The 16,634-nt window shown below is 69.7% G+C and carries 14 protein-coding genes; 3 read left to right on the forward strand and 11 right to left on the reverse strand.

Features of this window, described 5'->3' with window-relative positions:
* Window positions 1-20: 20 nt before the first annotated feature.
* Together CP978_RS34840 and CP978_RS34845 are read right to left on the reverse strand one after the other, a co-directional pair.
* Window positions 21-170 (reverse strand): hypothetical protein, encoded by a 150-nt coding sequence (locus CP978_RS34840; protein ID WP_167748008.1) that lies wholly within the window; start codon window positions 168-170, stop codon window positions 21-23.
* A 108-nt stretch (window positions 171-278) separates the two neighbouring features.
* Window positions 279-437 carry a hypothetical protein gene (locus CP978_RS34845; RefSeq protein ID WP_043440163.1) on the reverse strand — a complete coding sequence of 53 codons (159 nt, stop codon included), beginning with the start codon at window positions 435-437 and terminating at the stop codon, window positions 279-281.
* Window positions 438-595: 158 nt separating this feature from the next.
* Between CP978_RS34845 and CP978_RS12090 the strand changes: the two genes are divergently transcribed.
* On the forward strand, window positions 596-1,732 hold the full coding sequence (locus tag CP978_RS12090) for a M48 family metallopeptidase (RefSeq protein ID WP_043440165.1): 1,137 nt from the start codon (window positions 596-598) through the stop codon (window positions 1,730-1,732).
* An 80-nt stretch (window positions 1,733-1,812) separates the two neighbouring features.
* Here the strand turns inward: CP978_RS12090 and CP978_RS12095 are convergent, their stop codons facing one another.
* The 6 genes from CP978_RS12095 to galE form a co-directional block, all read right to left on the reverse strand.
* Window positions 1,813-2,892, reverse strand: a complete 1,080-nt coding sequence (locus CP978_RS12095) for an SCO2583 family membrane protein (protein ID WP_043440167.1) — start codon at window positions 2,890-2,892, stop codon at window positions 1,813-1,815.
* Window positions 2,893-3,001: 109 nt separating this feature from the next.
* Window positions 3,002-3,592 (reverse strand): SCO2584 family spore wall biosynthesis protein, encoded by a 591-nt coding sequence (locus CP978_RS12100; RefSeq protein ID WP_446558417.1) that lies wholly within the window; start codon window positions 3,590-3,592, stop codon window positions 3,002-3,004.
* Window positions 3,593-3,712: 120 nt separating this feature from the next.
* A complete protein-coding gene (locus CP978_RS12105) occupies window positions 3,713-4,999 on the reverse strand; it encodes a glutamate-5-semialdehyde dehydrogenase (protein ID WP_043440171.1) in 1,287 nt (428 codons plus the stop codon).
* A 60-nt stretch (window positions 5,000-5,059) separates the two neighbouring features.
* Window positions 5,060-5,551: a hypothetical protein gene (locus CP978_RS12110; RefSeq protein WP_043440172.1), complete on the reverse strand. Its 492-nt coding sequence runs from the start codon at window positions 5,549-5,551 to the stop codon at window positions 5,060-5,062.
* Between the two features lie 131 nt (window positions 5,552-5,682).
* A complete protein-coding gene (gene proB, locus CP978_RS12115; RefSeq protein WP_174498624.1) occupies window positions 5,683-6,843 on the reverse strand; it encodes a glutamate 5-kinase in 1,161 nt (386 codons plus the stop codon).
* Window positions 6,844-7,035: 192 nt separating this feature from the next.
* The gene (gene galE, locus CP978_RS12120) at window positions 7,036-8,007 is read right to left on the reverse strand and encodes a UDP-glucose 4-epimerase GalE (RefSeq protein WP_043440176.1); all 972 of its coding nucleotides are present in this window, start codon (window positions 8,005-8,007) and stop codon (window positions 7,036-7,038) included.
* 331 nt (window positions 8,008-8,338) lie between these two features.
* Here galE and CP978_RS12125 point away from each other — a divergent pair, with 331 nt between their 5' ends.
* Window positions 8,339-10,570 (forward strand): bifunctional glycosyltransferase/CDP-glycerol:glycerophosphate glycerophosphotransferase, encoded by a 2,232-nt coding sequence (locus CP978_RS12125; RefSeq protein ID WP_043440177.1) that lies wholly within the window; start codon window positions 8,339-8,341, stop codon window positions 10,568-10,570.
* A 24-nt stretch (window positions 10,571-10,594) separates the two neighbouring features.
* Entirely contained in the window at window positions 10,595-14,158 is a 3,564-nt protein-coding gene (locus CP978_RS12130) for a bifunctional glycosyltransferase/CDP-glycerol:glycerophosphate glycerophosphotransferase (RefSeq protein ID WP_043440179.1), read from the forward strand.
* Between the two features lie 60 nt (window positions 14,159-14,218).
* Here CP978_RS12130 and obgE read toward each other — a convergent pair whose 3' ends face one another.
* The 3 genes from obgE to rplU form a co-directional block, all read right to left on the reverse strand.
* A complete protein-coding gene (gene obgE, locus CP978_RS12135) occupies window positions 14,219-15,655 on the reverse strand; it encodes a GTPase ObgE (RefSeq protein WP_043440181.1) in 1,437 nt (478 codons plus the stop codon).
* A 162-nt stretch (window positions 15,656-15,817) separates the two neighbouring features.
* A complete protein-coding gene (gene rpmA, locus CP978_RS12140) occupies window positions 15,818-16,072 on the reverse strand; it encodes a 50S ribosomal protein L27 (protein ID WP_043440182.1) in 255 nt (84 codons plus the stop codon).
* A 14-nt stretch (window positions 16,073-16,086) separates the two neighbouring features.
* Entirely contained in the window at window positions 16,087-16,407 is a 321-nt protein-coding gene (rplU, locus tag CP978_RS12145; RefSeq protein ID WP_043440184.1) for a 50S ribosomal protein L21, read from the reverse strand.
* Between the last annotated feature and the right edge of the window lie 227 nt (window positions 16,408-16,634).

The raw sequence follows: 16,634 nt of genomic DNA on the forward strand, positions 1-16,634 counted from the left end.
GACCAGGGAGTTCGCCGGGATCAGCGGTCGCGGTTGAAGCGCGTGGTGATCCACAGCAGCAGAAGAAGGATGACGAAGGCGGACCCACCCGTCACAAAGGGACTGAGGCTGGCGTGGCCTTCGCCCTCGGCGAGGGTGAACAACTGGGCAGCGGGGCTGTGGAAGCTCATCTTCGGCTGAACCTATCCGGTGTGGGCGGGATAAAGACCTTGCCTCATCGTAAGCGGACGCCTCCGGGGCGCAGCGGTCGCCCTGGTGGTCGGCGTCGTCGAGAGCGGTCAGTCATCCTTGCGCCGGTATCCCCGCAGCAGGAACCAGGCGGTCAGGACGCAGCCCACGACCATCACGATCAGCACGATGCGGAGCAGATTGCCCGGTCCCTGCTGGTCGGCGGCCGATACGGCCTCGGTGAGCCGGGCGGCGGAAACGTACTCCATGGGACAGCTCCTTACGGTGTGCTGCTCTTCACGGTATCTCCGCCTAGGCTGGACCCCGCCTCGGGGGAGCATCGGGCACCTCGCACCGCGCGGACACCCACCCGGACGGTGGCCCGATGATCAATCGCACAGTGGGTCTTCAGACACATGGGGGACACATGTCCGACGACGGCCATGAGCAGAACGGCTACGGGCACGAGCACGTGCCGAGCAGGCGGCGCAGGCGCTTCGAGGGAATCTCCTCACGCGCGTACGAACACCCGGCGGACCGTTCGGCCCTGGTCGCGCTGCGCAAGCTCAGCGGATTCGACACGGTCTTCAAGGCGCTCAGCGGTCTGCTGCCCGAGCGCAGCCTGCGGCTGTTGTTCCTCTCGGACTCGGTGCGGGTCTCGGAGGCGCAGTTCGCCCATCTGCACGACATGCTGAGGGACGCCTGTTACATCCTGGACCTGGAGAGGGTCCCGCCGATGTATGTCACCCAGGACCCGCAGCCTAACGCGATGTGCATCGGTCTCGACGAGCCGATCATCGTGGTGACCACCGGGCTGGTGGAGCTCCTCGACGAGGAGGAGATGCGGGCGGTGGTGGGGCACGAGGTCGGGCACGCGCTGTCCGGCCACGCGGTCTACCGGACCGTTCTGCTGTTCCTGACCAGTCTGGCGCTGCGGGTGGCCTGGATTCCACTGGGCAATCTCGCGATCATGGCGATCGTGACCGCGCTGCGGGAGTGGTTCCGCAAGTCGGAGCTGTCGGCCGACCGGGCCGGACTGCTGGTCGGTCAGGACCTGCGGGCCTCGATGCGGGGGCTGATGAAGCTGGCGGGCGGCAACCATCTGCACGAGATGAATGTGGACGCGTTCCTCGAGCAGGCGGAGGAGTACGAGGCCGGGGGCGATCTGCGCGACTCGGTGCTCAAGATCCTCAATGTGCTGCCGCGCACCCACCCCTTCGCCACGGTCCGGGCGGCCGAGCTGAAGAAGTGGGCGGCCTCCCGCGGCTACCAGCGGATCATGGACGGTCACTATCCGCGGCGCGACGAGGACAAGGACGCCTCGGTGTCCGACTCGTTCCGGGAGTCGGCGGCCGGTTACGCCAGCGAGGTGAAGCGGTCGAAGGACCCGCTGATGAAGCTGGTCACCGATATCGCGGGCGGGGCGAACGACCTCGGGGACCGGGTACGGCGCGGCTTCGCCGGCTTCTCGGGCACCACCCCCAAGGACGCACCCGGCGACCCGGAAGCCCACGGTTCGAACGACGACCACCCGAACGACCGGAACCACGACGGCACCCCCTGACCACCCGGTCCTCCCGGCCGGGCGCGCACGCCCGGCCGGGAAACTTGCCGTACGGCGTAGGACGGTCCCCGGCCCGAGGGTCACGGCGTCCCGGACACCCGTGGTTGCGCGGCCGGGGACAGGGTTCCACAGAGGGCCGTGGCGCTGACCGTGGTGTAGGGGTCGGTGCCCGCGGGGCCGGCCGTTCCGGGCTTCTGGCCGGCGAGCAGCGGGTGCAGCCGGTCCGTGTTGTTCTCGGCGCAGGCGAGCGGTCCGGCCTGGACCGAGGAGACGGCCAGCACGGTCTGGTGCATCCGCAGGTCGCCGTGGTCGAAGCGGAAGGTCAGCGTGCGCCGCACGGTGAACAGCGAGACCCGCGCCGTGGCGTCGGAACCGGCCGGTTTCAGCGCGTACACCAGGGTGTGGTCGGCAGTGACCTGGAGCGCGTCGGGGCCGGTCTCCGTCGCACGGAGCGTGCCCTGGACGCGGATGCCGCGGTCGGCCAGCCGGGCACGGGGGTCGAAGCGGATCAGCCAGCCGGTGGGCGCGTGCTCCCCGTCCGCCGCCGGATGCTCGAAACTCTGATCGAATTGGTCGAACTGCCGCGGGTCGAGCAGCAGCCGGACCGGGCTCACCGCGCCGCCGGCGAGGACGACGGGGTCCATCGAGGACGCGACGACGTACTCCTTCGCGATGTTCAGGGCAGCCATGACCTGGCCCTCGGAGAAATGCGCGGCGCGCGGCGCGGCGGCGGGCAGGGTGATGCCCTTGGCACCGACCCGGAACCGTGCGGCGGGGCTGTGCGCGAACAGCGTCTCGGGGTCGGTGGAGCCCGGGACGGCGCTCCGTGGGGCCAGGGGTATGACCGTCATACGCAGGGGATCGACGGTGGCCGCCTCGGGCGCCCGGTACGGATGGCGTACGCCCATGTAGACCGCGGTGGCGAAGGCGACGGCTATCAGCAGCACCAGCATCAGGGCCTGCCGGGGCAGCGCCCGGTGCAGCGGCGGACGGCGGCGTACGGCCGGGGCGTGGTCGGCGATCCGCTCCCGCGCCGAGTACTCCTGGAGGCGGGCAGCCCGCACGAACGACTCGTCGAAGACGACGGATCGGTATTCGTCCTCACCACCGCCGGGCGCACCCTCGGGTGTCCCCGCAGGTGGCTCTCCAGGCCCGCCCATATCTTCAGAGTAGGTCTCCCGGAGCCCGGGTAAACGCCCTGGTGCACGACAAGTTCTGACAGGTTCTCACCATTTTTCGAACGAATGTCGAACACGCCGGTGTGAGCCCTCAGGGGACGCGCGGCACCGCCGAGAACACCGGGGGCGAGTGGTCCGCGGAGGCCGAGGGGTCCGTGCCCGCGGTCGCCTCCCGGCCCTGTCCGAGTCCGGTCGTGGCGGGCTGCGGAACCGGGTCCTGACGGCCCGAGGAACCGCCCCGGTACACCGCCGTGAACGCCAGTGCGACCATGCCGATGCCCATCACCAGGGCGAGCAGCCAGGCGACCGGGCGGTGCCAGCGGGCACGGCCGAAACCGCCCATGGCTCCGTGACGGCCCTCCAGGGCCTCCGTCTCGTCCAGCTCGTCGAGCTCCCGGCCGTAGGCGAACGGATCGCCCTCGCCGGGCCCGAATCCGTCCTCATGGCGCTCGTCGTCACCGCCCGCGCCCCGGGCGCGCGCCCGTCGGGCCTCGGCCTCCGCACGGGCCTCGGCGGCGGCGAGGAGTCTCTCCACTGCCGTCGGCTCATGGACCACTGCGGCCTTCACGAAGGCCTCGTCGAAGACCACGGAGGGGAACTCTTCGTCCCTGCCTCCGCGGTCGCGGTCGTCGTCGGGCTCCCGGCCGTCAGCGAACGGCGTGCCCCCCACGTCCTCCGGCACGGATCCAGAGTAGACCTGAGGGGTCAATTTGGGCAGACGGTAAGGAAATTCATCCGCCTGGCGAGACGGTGCGCGAACGGTCGCCGGGAGCCCCCGCGACCACCGGTGCCGAGCGCCCGCTCAGCGCCGTACATGCCCGTCGCCGGTCACGATGTACTTGGTGCTCGTCAGCTCCGGCAGGCCCATCGGGCCCCTGGCGTGCAGCTTCTGGGTGGAGATGCCGATCTCCGCGCCGAAGCCGAACTGCCCCCCGTCGGTGAAGCGCGTCGACGCGTTCACGGCGACCGTGGTCGAGTCGACCAGTTGGGTGAACCGCCGGGCGGCCTGCTGGGAGGTGGTGACGATCACCTCGGTGTGACCGGAGCTCCACAGCCGGATGTGCTGCACGGCCTTGTCCAGGGAGTCCACCACCGCGGCCGCGATGTCGTACGAGAGGTACTCGGTGTCCCAGTCCTCCGGGGTGGCCTCCACGACCGTCGCCCGGGAGCCCTCGGCGTACGCCATGACCCGCTCGTCGGCGTGCACGGTGACCCCGGCGTCCGCGAGGGCGTCCAGGGCGCGCGGCAGGAACTCGGGCGCGATGTCCTGGTGGACCAGCAGCGTCTCGGCGGCGTTGCACACGCTGACCCGCTGGGCCTTGGAGTTGACCAGGATCTCGACCGCCATGTCGATGTCGGCCCGGGCGTCGACATAGACATGGCAGTTGCCGGTGCCGGTCTCGATCACCGGGACCGTGGACTCCTCGACGACCGTACGGATCAGGGACGCGCCGCCGCGCGGGATCAGCACATCGACCAGGCCGCGGGCGCGCATCAGCTCACCCACGGACTCGCGGCTCTGCCCGGGCACGAGCTGCACGGCGTCGGCGGGCAGCCCGGCGCCGCCCACCGCGTCCCGCAGCACCCTGACGAGGGCGGTGTTCGACTCGTAGGCGGAGGACGAGCCGCGCAGCAGCACCGCGTTCCCGGACTTCAGACAGAGCGCGGCGGCGTCGACGGTCACATTCGGCCGGGCCTCGTAGATGATGCCCACCACGCCCAGCGGGACGCGGACCTGACGCAGGTCGATGCCGTTGGGGAGGGTGGAACCGCGGACCACCTCGCCGACCGGGTCGGGCAGGGCGGCCACGTCCCGGACGTCGGAGGCGATGGCCCGGATCCGCTCGGGTGTGAGCGTGAGCCGGTCGATGACGGCCTCGCTGGTGCCGGCCTCGCGGGCCTTGGCGATGTCCTTGGCGTTGGCCTCGACGACGTCGGCCGCACGGACCTCCAGCGCGTCCGCGACGGCGAGCAGCGCGTCGTCCTTCTCGGCCCGCGGCAGCGGCGCGAGGTCGGCGGCGGCGGCCTTGGCGCGGTAGGCGGCCCGGGCCACCGGGGACATGGAGTCGTACGGCGAGAGCGTGGTCATGGGGGAAGGGTAGTGCGGCGGACGGCCCGTGCCGTGGACGTCCCGACCACCGAGACGCGCTCAGAAAGGGTGCACCCCGACCGGGGTCGCCGGCCGCGGACCGTACCCCTCCGCCATGCGCTGGCGGTAGGTGACCCGGTCGACCACCTCGAGGCCGACGATCTCCCAGGGCGGGAGTCCCGCGCTCCGGCGGTGCTCACCCCACAGGCGCAGCGCGACCGCGGCGGCGTCATGCAGATCGCGGGCCTCCTCCCAGTAGCGGATCTCCGCGTGATCGCCGGCATAGCGGCTGGTCATCAGGAAGGGATGGTCATGAGCGAGCTGCTCGAGGGCGCGCCGCACCTCGCTCAGCGGGGCCTCGGCCCCCGAGACGCTGAGGGTGACATGCCACAGACGGGGGGCCTCCTCGGGCTCCTCATAGGTCTCCCCGGCCGGGACGCTGGTCAGGGCGCGCTCCTCGCCGCCCCGGGGGGCGGCGTCGTCACAGGAGGCATGGGTGCCGGCGCTGCCGGCGCCGCGGCACACCACCGCCCCAGGGCGCACTCGTCTCACGACCGCCTCCTTGCGCAGTGCTCTCCGGAATGGCTCCCCGGGTCAAAGTTGGCAGCCCGCACGGGTCCATGGGGGCGGTTTTGCGGAACGTCCCTCACCGGAAGGGGGCGCGGGGCCGCCCTTTCGGCCCGTTACGGGTGCAGGAGGACCAGGTCGTCCCGGTGCACGACCTCGCGTTCATAGGCGGGTCCCAGGTCGCGCGCCAGCTCCCTGGTCGAGTGGCCGATCAGCCGGGGCATCTCCTTGGCGTCGAAGTTGACGATGCCGCGCGCCACCGCCCGGCCCCGGTCGTCGCGCAGTTCGACGGGGTCCCCGGCGGTGAAGTCGCCCTCGATCGCGGCGATACCGGCGGGCAGCAGCGACTTGCGGCCCTCGACGACGGCGCGCACGGCCCCGTCGTCGAGGGTGAGGGCGCCCCGCGGGGTGGAGGCGTGCTGCAGCCACAGCAGCCGGTCGGCGGAGCGCTTGCCGGTGGGGTGGAAGTAGGTGCCGGTGTCGCGGCCGGCCAGGGCGTCGTCGGCGTGGACGGCGGAGGTGAGCACCACCGGGATTCCGGCGGCCGCCGCGATCCGGGCCGCCTCGACCTTGGTGACCATGCCGCCGGTGCCGAGGCCGGCCTTGCCCGCGCTGCCGATCTCCACCTCGGCGAGGTCCTCCGGCCCCCGTACCTCCGCTATCCGCGAGGTGCCGGGCCTGCTGGGGTCGCCGTCGTAGACGCCGTCCACGTCCGACAGCAGGACCAGCAGATCGGCCCGCACCAGATGGGCGACGAGCGCGGCGAGCCGGTCGTTGTCGCCGAAGCGGATCTCGTCCGTGGCCACGGTGTCGTTCTCGTTGACGACCGGCAGCGCACCCATGGCGAGGAGCTTGTCGAGCGTGCGGGAGGCGTTGCGGTGGTGGGCACGGCGGCTGGTGTCGTCGGAGGTCAGCAGCACCTGCCCCACACGGATGCCGTGGCGGGCGCAGGACGCGGTGTAGCGGGCCACCAGCAGCCCCTGCCCGACGCTGGCCGCGGCCTGCTGCCGGGCCAGGTCCCGGGGGCGGCGGCGCAGACCGAGGGGGGCGAGACCGGCGGCGATGGCTCCGGAGGAGACCAGGACGATCTCCTTCTCGCCCATGCGTCTGCCGCCCTCGCCCGGGGAGGGGGGTGCGCCGCGGTGCTTGGCGAGCACGTCCACGAGGGCGTCGACGCGGTCGGCGTCGAGCCCGCCCGCGGCCGTGGTCAGTGAGGAGGAACCCACCTTGACGACGATCCGATGGGCCTCGCGCACGGCCTGCCTCGCCCCTGTCACCTTGCCGCCTGTTCCCTCGCGTAGCTCGGATTTCCCGTCCGAATCTACGCGAAGGGGCCGTGCGCCGTGCGTTGGTCCACGCTGCGGACAGGCACGGGAGATGTCCTGCGGCGGCACGGCCCGTTCCCGACCCTCCGGAAGCAGGGCTCCGGGAAGGAGCCGCCCCTCCGGAAGGCCGGTTCTGCCGCTGTGTCACCGGCGGTGGTGCCGCCACCCCTGCCAGGCCGACTCGATCATCTCGTCCAGGCCGTGCCGGGCCGACCAGCCCAGTTCGCCGCGAATGCGGTCCGCCGCGGCCACCACACGGGCCGGGTCACCGGCACGACGATCCGTCACTTCCGGGGTCACGCCTTCATTGCCGGTGACCTTGAGGATGCGGTCGACCATCTCCCGCACCGAACTTCCCTCGCCACGGCCGATGTTCAGCGTGAGAGCCGTGCCCCTCGGGGCGTCTTCGAGGCGCCGTGCCGCCGCCAGGTGGGCGGAGGCGATGTCCTGCACATGGATGTAGTCGCGCACACAGGTGCCGTCGGGAGTCGTGTAGTCGTCACCGAAGATCCGTGGCGCCTCCCCCGCCTCCAGCCGCTCGAACACCATGGGCACCAGGTTGAAGACGCCGGTGTCGGACAGCTCGGGGGACGCCGCACCGGCCACATTGAAGTAGCGCAGGGACGCGCCGCGCATCCCGTACGCGGTGACCGCCGCCTTGATCAGCCACTCCCCGATGAGCTTGGTCTCCCCGTAGGGGCTCATCGGGGCACACGCGGTGTCCTCCGTGACGAGGTCCACATCGGGCATGCCGTAGACGGCCGCGGAGGAGGAGAACACGATCGCGCCGACGCCGGTCGCGGACATGGCTTCCAGCAGCGTCTGCAGGCCGGTGACGTTCTCGCGGTAGTAGTGAAGCGGTCGCTCCACCGATTCGCCGACCTGCTTCTTGGCCGCGATATGCACCACACCCGTCACCCCGTGGTCGCGTATCACCCGCTCCAGCAGATCACGATCCAGGACGCTGCCGACGACGAGAGGCACCCCGTCCGGCACCCGGTCCGCACGGCCGGTGGACAGATCGTCGTACACCACGACGGACTCACCGCCGTCACGCATGACACGCACCACATGCGCGCCTATGTATCCGGCTCCACCGGTGACGAGCCAGCTCATCCTCATGCCTCCAAGGTCGCGGTCATTGCGTGCAGACTCTTCCGCCGACGCAAGAAAGTCGAATCCGACAGATGGAATATAAGGCGAAAAAGCGCGACTTCGTTGACCGCAGGAGTGCCCTTCTCTTTTCATCAAGAGGTCGAAGGGGCATGGAAATCAGGCCAGTCGGGCACCGGCCACTCTCTGGACGTCCACAACCTCATCCACGGAAACTTCGCGTGAATCCTTTACCCTGATGCGACGACACCCTCCATCCCCCCTTCCCCCCCCACATCCCCCCGGAGCACGGTCAGCATGCAGACATGGTCAGTTCTCGGAACAGGTTGTACGGATGCCCAGACTTTCTCTCGTTGTCCCCGCGTACAAGGTGCAGGGTTACCTACCTGAGTGCCTCGACTCCGTACTCGGGCAGAGCTACACGGACTTCGAGGTCATCGCTGTCGACGACTGCTCTCCGGATGGCTCGGGCGCCATCCTCGACCAATACGCGGAGAGAGACACCCGTATTCATGTGATTCACCTCACTGAAAATGTGGGCCTCGGTCGCGCCCGCAACGCAGGACTGGAGAAAGCCCAGGGCGATTACATTCTGTTTTTGGACAGTGACGATACGTTGTCCGACGGTGCGTTGGCCGCGATATCCGATCGTCTGGAGGCCACGGGGGATCCCGAGATACTGGTCTACGACTACGCGCGCACCTATTGGGACGGCCGGGTCCGCCCCAATCAGCGAGCGGATCTGCTCGAGGCCGAGGGCCCGGACGTTTTCCGCCTCGCCGACCGCCCGCAGTTGCTCGACCTGCTCCAGATCGTCTGGAACAAGGCCTACCGCCGCGACTTCATCACGCGCACCGGCCTCACCTTCCCACCCGGGTACTACGAGGACGCCCCCTGGACGTTCTGCTCGATGATCAGTGCCGAGCGGATAGCCGTACTGGACCGCACTTGCGTGCTCTACCGGCAGCGCCGCGAGGGCGGCAACATCCTCAAGACCGTCAGCCGCAAGCACTTCGACGTCTTCGACCAGTACGGCCGCGTCTTCGACTTCGTCGAGGCACACGAAGAACTCGCCCGGTGGCGGGTGCCGTTGTTCCGCAAGATGGCCGACCACTATCTGACCGTGCTGGAGCGCCCGGGCCGTCTGCCGCGGAACGCCAGGGCGGAGTTCTTCCGGCGCGCCGCCGCGGACTACCGCGCGCGCCTGCCCGAGAGCTTCGAGCGGCCGGCCGGCAGCCAGGGTCAGAAGTACGCGTTCCTCGAGCACAACACATACGCGGCCATGGCGGGCGGCACCGCCGCCGCCAAGCTCCGGCGCTCCGTCAAAGCCCGTGCGGGCACGGCTCTCAACCGGTCCAGGCGCAGCGCGATGGGCATCTTCTACCAGTCCCGGCTCCGGTTCCCGATCGACGGGGACCTCGCTCTGTTCTCCGCCTACTGGAGCCGCAGCGTCTCCTGCAATCCCGCCGCGATCGACGCCGAACTCGCCCGGCTGGCACCGCAGATCCGCCGGGTGTGGGCCGTCCGGCCGGATGCGATGAGCCAGGTTCCCGAGGGCGTGGACGTCGTCCCCGTCGGCTCGCGTGCCTACTGGGCGGCCCTGGCGCGCGCCAAGTACCTCGTCAACAACGTGAACTTCGCGGACGCCGTGGTGAAGAGGCCGGGCCAGATCCATCTGCAGACCCATCACGGGACGCCGCTCAAGACGATGGGCCTGGATCAGCGGAAGTACCCCGCCTCCACCCACATGGACTTCGCCAAGCTCCTCGAGCGATGCGACCGCTGGGACTTCAGCCTCAGCTCCAACAGCTTCTCGACCGCCGTCTGGGAGCGCGTGTACCCCTGCTCGTACACCTCCCTGGAGACCGGCTACCCGCGCAACGACATCCTGGTGAACGCCACGGTCGAGGACGTGCGCCGGGCGCGTGCCGCGCTGGGACTCGCCGACGGTGCCAAGGCCTTCCTGTACATGCCGACCCACCGCGAGTACCAGCCGGGCTTCACCCCCGCACTGGACCTCGCCCGGCTCGCCGATGAACTCGGTCCCGACGTCACTCTGATGATCCGCGGTCACTACTTCTACGGCAGCTCGCCGCATGTCGCCGAGCTGCGCCGCAGCGGCCGGGTCGTCGACGTCTCGGGGCACCCCCGGGTGGAGGAGCTGTACCTGGCCGCGGACGCGCTCATCACGGACTACTCCTCCGCCATGTTCGACTACGCCGTGCTCGACCGGCCGATCATCATCTACGCCCCGGACTGGGACATCTACTCCGCGGTCCGCGGCACGTACTTCAACCTGCTGGAGGAACCGCCCGGTGTGGTCGCCACCTCACAGGCCGAACTGATCCGGCTGCTCGGCTCGGAGGAGTACGGCGGAGCGGACGCCACCGAACGCCGTACCGCGTTCCGCCGCCGCTTCTGCGAGTTCGACGACGGGCATGCGGCCGAGCGAGTGGTACGGCGCGTCTTCCTCGGCGAGGAGAGCCCGCTGCCGTTCGTCCCGTTCGCCGAGCGACCCCACACACCGACCCCCGACCAGGCACTCGAACTGGTCGAGCGGGCCTGACCCCGGAAGGAGCACACCACAGCCATGGCCCCTCGCCTCAGCGTCATCGTCCCCATCTACAACGTCGAGCGCTATCTGCCCGCGTGCCTTGACTCGCTCGCCGCGCAGACCTTCCGGGACATCGAAGTCCTGATGGTCGACGACGGCTCCCCGGACGACTCCGCCTCCATCGCCGCGGAGTACGAAGCCCGCGACCGGCGTTTCACGCTCATCCGCAAGGAGAACGCCGGGCTCGGCGCGGCCCGCAACACCGGCATCACCCATATGTCGGCCGAGGCGGAGTTCCTCACCTTCGTCGACAGTGACGACGTCATCCCGCCGGACGCCTACCGGCTGATGATCGCCAGCCTGGACGAGTCCGGCTCGGACTTCGCCACCGGCAATGTCTTCCATCTCAAGGGCGAGAAGTCGTGGCAGGTGCCGCTGCTGAAGATGCTCGCCGGTGAGGCCCGCAAGCGCACCCACATATCCCAGAACCCCAAGCTGATCGCCGACCGCATCGCCTGCAACAAGGTGTTCCGGCGCTCCTACTGGGAGAAGGAGGCCCTCGTCTTCCCCGAGGGCATCCTGCACGAGGACATCCCGGTCGTCCTGCCCGCGCACTACCGCGCCGAGGCCGTCGACATCATCGGTGAGCCGACGTACTTCTGGCGGCTGCGCGAGGGCGAGTCGGCGCCCTCGATCACCCAGCGCCGCAAGGAACCCCAGGCCGTCCGCGACCGGGTCACCGCGGTGACCATGGTCAGCGACTACCTCGCGCACCAGTCGGGCCCGGAGTTCGCCGAGTACAAGCGCCAGTACGACGACCGGGTGCTCCGCGACGACCTCAGACTGTTCCTGCGGGTGCTGCCGGACGCGACGGCGGAGTTCCACGAGGCCTTCCTGGAAGCCACCAACCGCTATCTCGACCTGGTGGACCCGAAGATCGTCATGTCGCTGCCCACGGACCTGCGGGTCCAGTGGCTCCTGGTCCGCAAGCACGCCATGCCGGAACTGATCGCCCTGCTGGCCTCCCAGCGCCGCCGGGAGCCGGTGGAGGTCTCCGGGACCTTCCGCAAGTACGCCAGCTTCCGCACGCTGGAGGAGAGCGGCTTCGAGCTCCCCAAGGCGGCCCTGCGCATCGACGGCGACCTGGACCTGCGCGCCCCACTGCGCTCGGTGGCCTGGCAGGACGGCAAGCTGCTGCTGTCCGGCGACGCCTGGATCGACAAGGTCGACGTGTCGGCCAAGCGGAGCAGCATCAAGGTCGTCCAGCTCAAGCGCCACGGTTCGCGCCGCCGCACGTTCCTGCCCACCAGGAACGTCCACCGGCCCGAGTGCACCACCGACTCCGGGCAGCAGCGGTACAACTACGACTGGGCGGGCTGGGAGCTGGCCCTCGACCCCGCCAGACTGCGCAAGGGCGGCGCCTGGCAGGAAGGCCTCTGGCACGTCGGCATCAATGTCTACGCCTCCGGCCTGGTGCGGCGCAGCGGTGTCTGGGCCCGCGGCGGCTCGGCCGCGAACTACCCGCCCTACCGGTGGCTCGACGAGGACTTCCGGCTGCTGCCGACCGTCGAGCGCGACGCCTTCAAACTGCGCGTCGAGAAGGTGCGCGCCCTGATCACCGACCGTCGGCTGAACGGTGACGCGGTGGAGATCAGCGGTGACGTCCGCGTCCCGCTGAAGGACGGCGAGACGCTGGTGTTCCGCCTGTTCCACGCCAAGAGCGGCGAGGTGCGCAAGTACCCCGTCGAGGTGACACAGCAGGACGGCAGGACGGCCTTCCTCACCCGTGTCCCGCTCACCGACGTGGCCCTCCTCGGCGACAGCGCCGTCGACGACCAGGCCCAGCCGGAGCGCCGCCAGTGGAGCACCGTGCTGCTGGCCACCGCCGAGGACGGCACCGAGCGCCAGTTCAGCAGTGTGGTGCGGGAAGGACTCGAGGACCTCTCCTTCGACCTGCCCTCCTCCTTCGGCGAGGCGGGCGCCCACCGGGAGATCGCACTCGTGTCCGGGCACAACGGCTATCTGAAGATCATCGGCCGGACACGGCGCGCGGTGATCACCGGGATCCGCCTGGAGGACGGGCGGATCGTGGTGCAGGGCCGCGGCAGCCTCGCGCTCGCCGGAGCCGATCTGATCCTCAAGGCGAGCACGCGCTTCGACGAGCGCACGGCGTCCGTCGACTGGTCCGAGGACGGCACGTTCACCACGGCCTTCGACCCGTCGGTGATGGGCGGATCCGGTCAGGTGCCGCTCAAGGCCGGCCGCTGGAACCTCATCCTGCGCGCCCGGGACCAGGAGGTGCCGGACGCCGAGTTCGTCATCGACCGGCTCGCCCTGTCCCAGTTCCCCCTGCACACCGAACTGAACGGGCGCCGCTACTGGTTCGAGAACCGGTGGGGCGGCTTCCCCCAGCTCAACTGCCGGTCCGAGCTGAGCGACCTGGAGCGCGGCCCGTACCGCCAGCTCCAGCTGCGCCGCGAGGTGTACGAGCCGGGCCGCCGGCTGCCGTTGCGCGACCAGGTGTTCTTCCTCAGCTACAACGGCAAGCAGTACTCCGACAGTCCGCGCGCCATGCACGAGGAGCTGCTGCGCCGCGGCAGCGACCTGACGTTCCTGTGGGCCGTGCGCGACGGCCAGGTGGTCCTGCCGCCCACCGCGGACCGGGTGCGCATGTGGGGCCGCGAGTGGTTCGAGGCGCTGGCCACGTCCCGGTACATCGTCACCAACGGGCATCTGCCCGAGTGGGCGGAACGCCGGCCCGGTCAGGTCGTCGTGCAGACCTGGCACGGCACGATGCTCAAGAAGATCGGCCATGACATCGAGACCCTGTACTTCGACCGCGAGTACCAGAACCGGCTGGCGCTCGAGGCGAAGAACTGGAGCCTGCTCGTCTCCTCCAACCGGTTCTCCACACCGATCCTCAAGCGCGCCTTCTCCTACGACGGGGAGATACTCGAGGCCGGTTACCCGCGCAACGACTACCTCTACTCGCCCGACCGCGACAAGATCGCGGAGAAGGTGCGGAAGACGCTCGGCATCCCCGACGGCAAGAAGGTCGTGCTGTACGCGCCGACCTGGCGGGACGACCAGTCGCACAGCGCCGGCCAGTACCAGTTCGATCTGCGGATCGACCTGGACGACGCCCGCCGGCGTCTCGGCGAGGACCATGTGCTGCTGATCCGCCGCCACTCCAACGTCGTCGACGCCGTGCCCGGCGCGGGCAACGGCTTCGTCTGGGACGTCTCGGAGTACCCGGACATCGCCGATCTGTATCTGCTCGCGGACATGCTGATCACGGACTACTCATCCGTGATGTTCGACTACGCCCATCTGAAGCGGCCCATGCTGTTCTTCACCTACGACCTGGAGCACTACCGGGACACACTGCGTGGCTTCTACTTCGACTTCGAGAAGGACTCGCCCGGGCCCCTGATCGCCACGTCCGAGGAACTGGTGACGGCGATACGGGACATCGACAGCGTGACCGCCGAGTACCAGGACCGGTTCGCGCGGTTCCACCATCTGTTCTGCGACCTCGACGACGGCCATGCCTCCGGGCGGGTCCTGGACCGGATGCTGGAACAGGCCAAGGAGGAGTGAGCGAACGAAAAACCGGCCGGGCTGCGAGCCCGGCCGGTTTTTCGGTGGTCGACACGTCCGTCAGAACGGTTCGAATCCGTCGTACTCACGGTCGAACTCGTCGCGTTCCGCCTCCCGGTCGCGGCGGCGCTGCGCGGCCGGACGGACGCCCTCGAGGCGGTGGTCCTCACCGCGGCGGCCGAGCATCTCCGCGCCCGCCATGACCGAGGGCTCCCAGTCGAAGACGACCGCGTTGTCCTCGGGGCCGATGGCGACGCCGTCCCCGGACCGGGCGCCCGCCTTCATCAGCTTCTCCTCGACTCCGAGGCGGTTGAGCCGGTCGGCGAGATAGCCGACGGCCTCGTCGTTGTTGAAGTCCGTCTGGCGCACCCAGCGTTCGGGCTTCTCGCCACGCACCCGGAACAGCCCGTCGTCCTCGCGGGTCACCGTGAAGCCCGCGTCGTCCACGGCCTTGGGACGGATGACGACCCGGGTCGCCTCCTCCTTCGGCTTGGCCGCGCGCGCCTTGCCGACCAGGTCGGCGAGGGCGAACGACAGCTCCTTCAGCCCGAGGTGGGCCACGGCGGACACCTCGAAGACCTGGTACCCGCGGGCTTCCAGTTCGGGCCGCACCATCTCGGCCAGGTCCTTGCCGTCGGGTACGTCGATCTTGTTGAGCACGACGATCCGCGGACGGCGGCCGAGGCCGCCGTACTGCTTCAGCTCCTCCTCGATGACATCGAGGTCGGAGACGGGGTCACGGTCGGACTCCAGCGTCGCCGTGTCCAGCACATGCACCAGCACGCTGCACCGCTCGACATGCCGCAGGAACTCCAGGCCCAGCCCCTTGCCCTGGCTGGCGCCCGGGATGAGCCCCGGCACATCGGCCATGGTGTACACGGTCGCGCCCGCGGTCACCACGCCCAGGTTCGGGACGAGGGTGGTGAACGGGTAGTCGGCGATCTTCGGCTTGGCGGCGGACAGCACGGAGATCAGCGAGGACTTGCCGGCGCTGGGATAGCCGACGAGCGCCACGTCCGCGACGGTCTTCAGCTCCAGCACGATGTCCTGGAGGTCGCCGGGCTCGCCGAGCAGCGCGAAGCCGGGCGCCTTGCGGCGGGCGGAGGCCAGCGCCGCGTTGCCGAGGCCGCCGCGACCGCCCTGGGCGGCGACGTACGACGTCCCGTGCCCGACCAGGTCGGCCAGCACATTGCCGGCCTTGTCGAGCACGACCGTGCCGTCCGGGACCGTCAGCACCAGGTCCTGGCCTTCCTTGCCGGCCCGGAAGCCGCCCTCGCCGGGCTTGCCGTTGGTGGCCTTGCGGTGCGGGGAGTGGTGGTACTCGAGCAGCGTGGTGACGGACTGGTCGACGGTGAGGAACACATCGCCGCCGCGGCCGCCGTTGCCGCCGTCGGGGCCGCCGAGCGGCTTGAACTTCTCACGATGCACGGAGGCACAGCCGTGGCCTCCGCTACCCGCGGCGACGTGCAGTTCGACGCGGTCCACGAAGGTGGTCATGGTTCGGTGCCTCCTGGGGGTGCCCCTGCCGGGGTGGCCGGGGGTGATACGGAATATGTGGTGCTCAACAAGCGAAAGGCGGACCCGCCTTCCCGACCGGGAAGTGAGGTCCGCCTCGCGAGGTTTTCGCGATCGCCCGCGAAGACTCGTGGAACGCTCGGGTCAGGCGACCGGAACGATGTTCACGACGTTGCGGCCGCGGTGGGTGCCGAACTGCACCGCACCGGCCTGCAGCGCGAACAGCGTGTCGTCGCCGCCACGGCCGACGCCCGCACCCGGGTGGAAGTGGGTGCCGCGCTGGCGGACCAGGATCTCACCCGCGTTGACGACCTGACCGCCGAAGCGCTTCACGCCGAGCCGCTGGGCATTGGAGTCGCGACCGTTCCGGGTGGACGATGCGCCCTTCTTGTGTGCCATCTGTTCTCAGTCCCTTACTTCGCAGCCGTGGGGATCTCGGTGACCTTGATCGCCGTGTACTGCTGGCGGTGGCCCTGGCGACGGCGGTAACCGGTCTTGTTCTTGTAGCGCAGAATGTCGATCTTCTGGCCCTTGTGGTGGTCCACGACCTCAGCCTGGACCTTGATGCCGGCCAGCACCCACGGGTCGCTGGTCACGGCGCCGCCGTCGACCACGAGCAGGGTCGAGAGCTCGACCGTGTCGCCCACCTGGGCAGTGGAAATCTTGTCAACCTCAACGATGTCGCCGACAGCAACCTTGTGCTGGCGACCACCGCTGCGCACGATGGCGTACACGCGGATCTCACTCTCTTCGCTCGGAAACGGCACCCCGCAGTCCAGCCGCCCGGCACGAGAGCGCGGACGGCCTCTCCCGAATCACTGACCCGTGTCCGGAAGGAAGAGGTTTACGGGGATGTGGCAGGTCTGGAGACATGCCGACGGTTAAGACTACGAGGCCCGCCCTGAGGGGTCAAACCGGGGTCCGGGCCGCGTCCCGGGCGCGCCGTGTGGACCCCGGGGGC

The sequence above is a fragment of the Streptomyces nodosus genome, from assembly GCF_008704995.1.
GTDB lineage: Bacteria > Actinomycetota > Actinomycetes > Streptomycetales > Streptomycetaceae > Streptomyces > Streptomyces nodosus.

Excerpts from the sequence above, each read along its gene's own strand:
- CP978_RS12095 (WP_043440167.1), bottom strand. The coding sequence starts at position 2,892 with ATGGGCGGGCCTGGAGAGCCACCTGCGGGGACACCCGAGGGTGCGCCC.
- obgE (WP_043440181.1), bottom strand. The coding sequence starts at position 15,655 with ATGACCACCTTCGTGGACCGCGTCGAACTGCACGTCGCCGCGGGTAGC.
- CP978_RS12105 (WP_043440171.1), bottom strand. The coding sequence starts at position 4,999 with ATGACCACGCTCTCGCCGTACGACTCCATGTCCCCGGTGGCCCGGGCC.
- CP978_RS12130 (WP_043440179.1), top strand. The coding sequence starts at position 10,595 with ATGGCCCCTCGCCTCAGCGTCATCGTCCCCATCTACAACGTCGAGCGC.
- CP978_RS12125 (WP_043440177.1), top strand. The coding sequence starts at position 8,339 with ATGCCCAGACTTTCTCTCGTTGTCCCCGCGTACAAGGTGCAGGGTTAC.
- CP978_RS34845 (WP_043440163.1), bottom strand. The coding sequence starts at position 437 with ATGGAGTACGTTTCCGCCGCCCGGCTCACCGAGGCCGTATCGGCCGCC.
- galE (WP_043440176.1), bottom strand. The coding sequence starts at position 8,007 with ATGAGCTGGCTCGTCACCGGTGGAGCCGGATACATAGGCGCGCATGTG.
- CP978_RS34840 (WP_167748008.1), bottom strand. The coding sequence starts at position 170 with ATGAGCTTCCACAGCCCCGCTGCCCAGTTGTTCACCCTCGCCGAGGGC.
- rpmA (WP_043440182.1), bottom strand. The coding sequence starts at position 16,072 with ATGGCACACAAGAAGGGCGCATCGTCCACCCGGAACGGTCGCGACTCC.
- CP978_RS12090 (WP_043440165.1), top strand. The coding sequence starts at position 596 with ATGTCCGACGACGGCCATGAGCAGAACGGCTACGGGCACGAGCACGTG.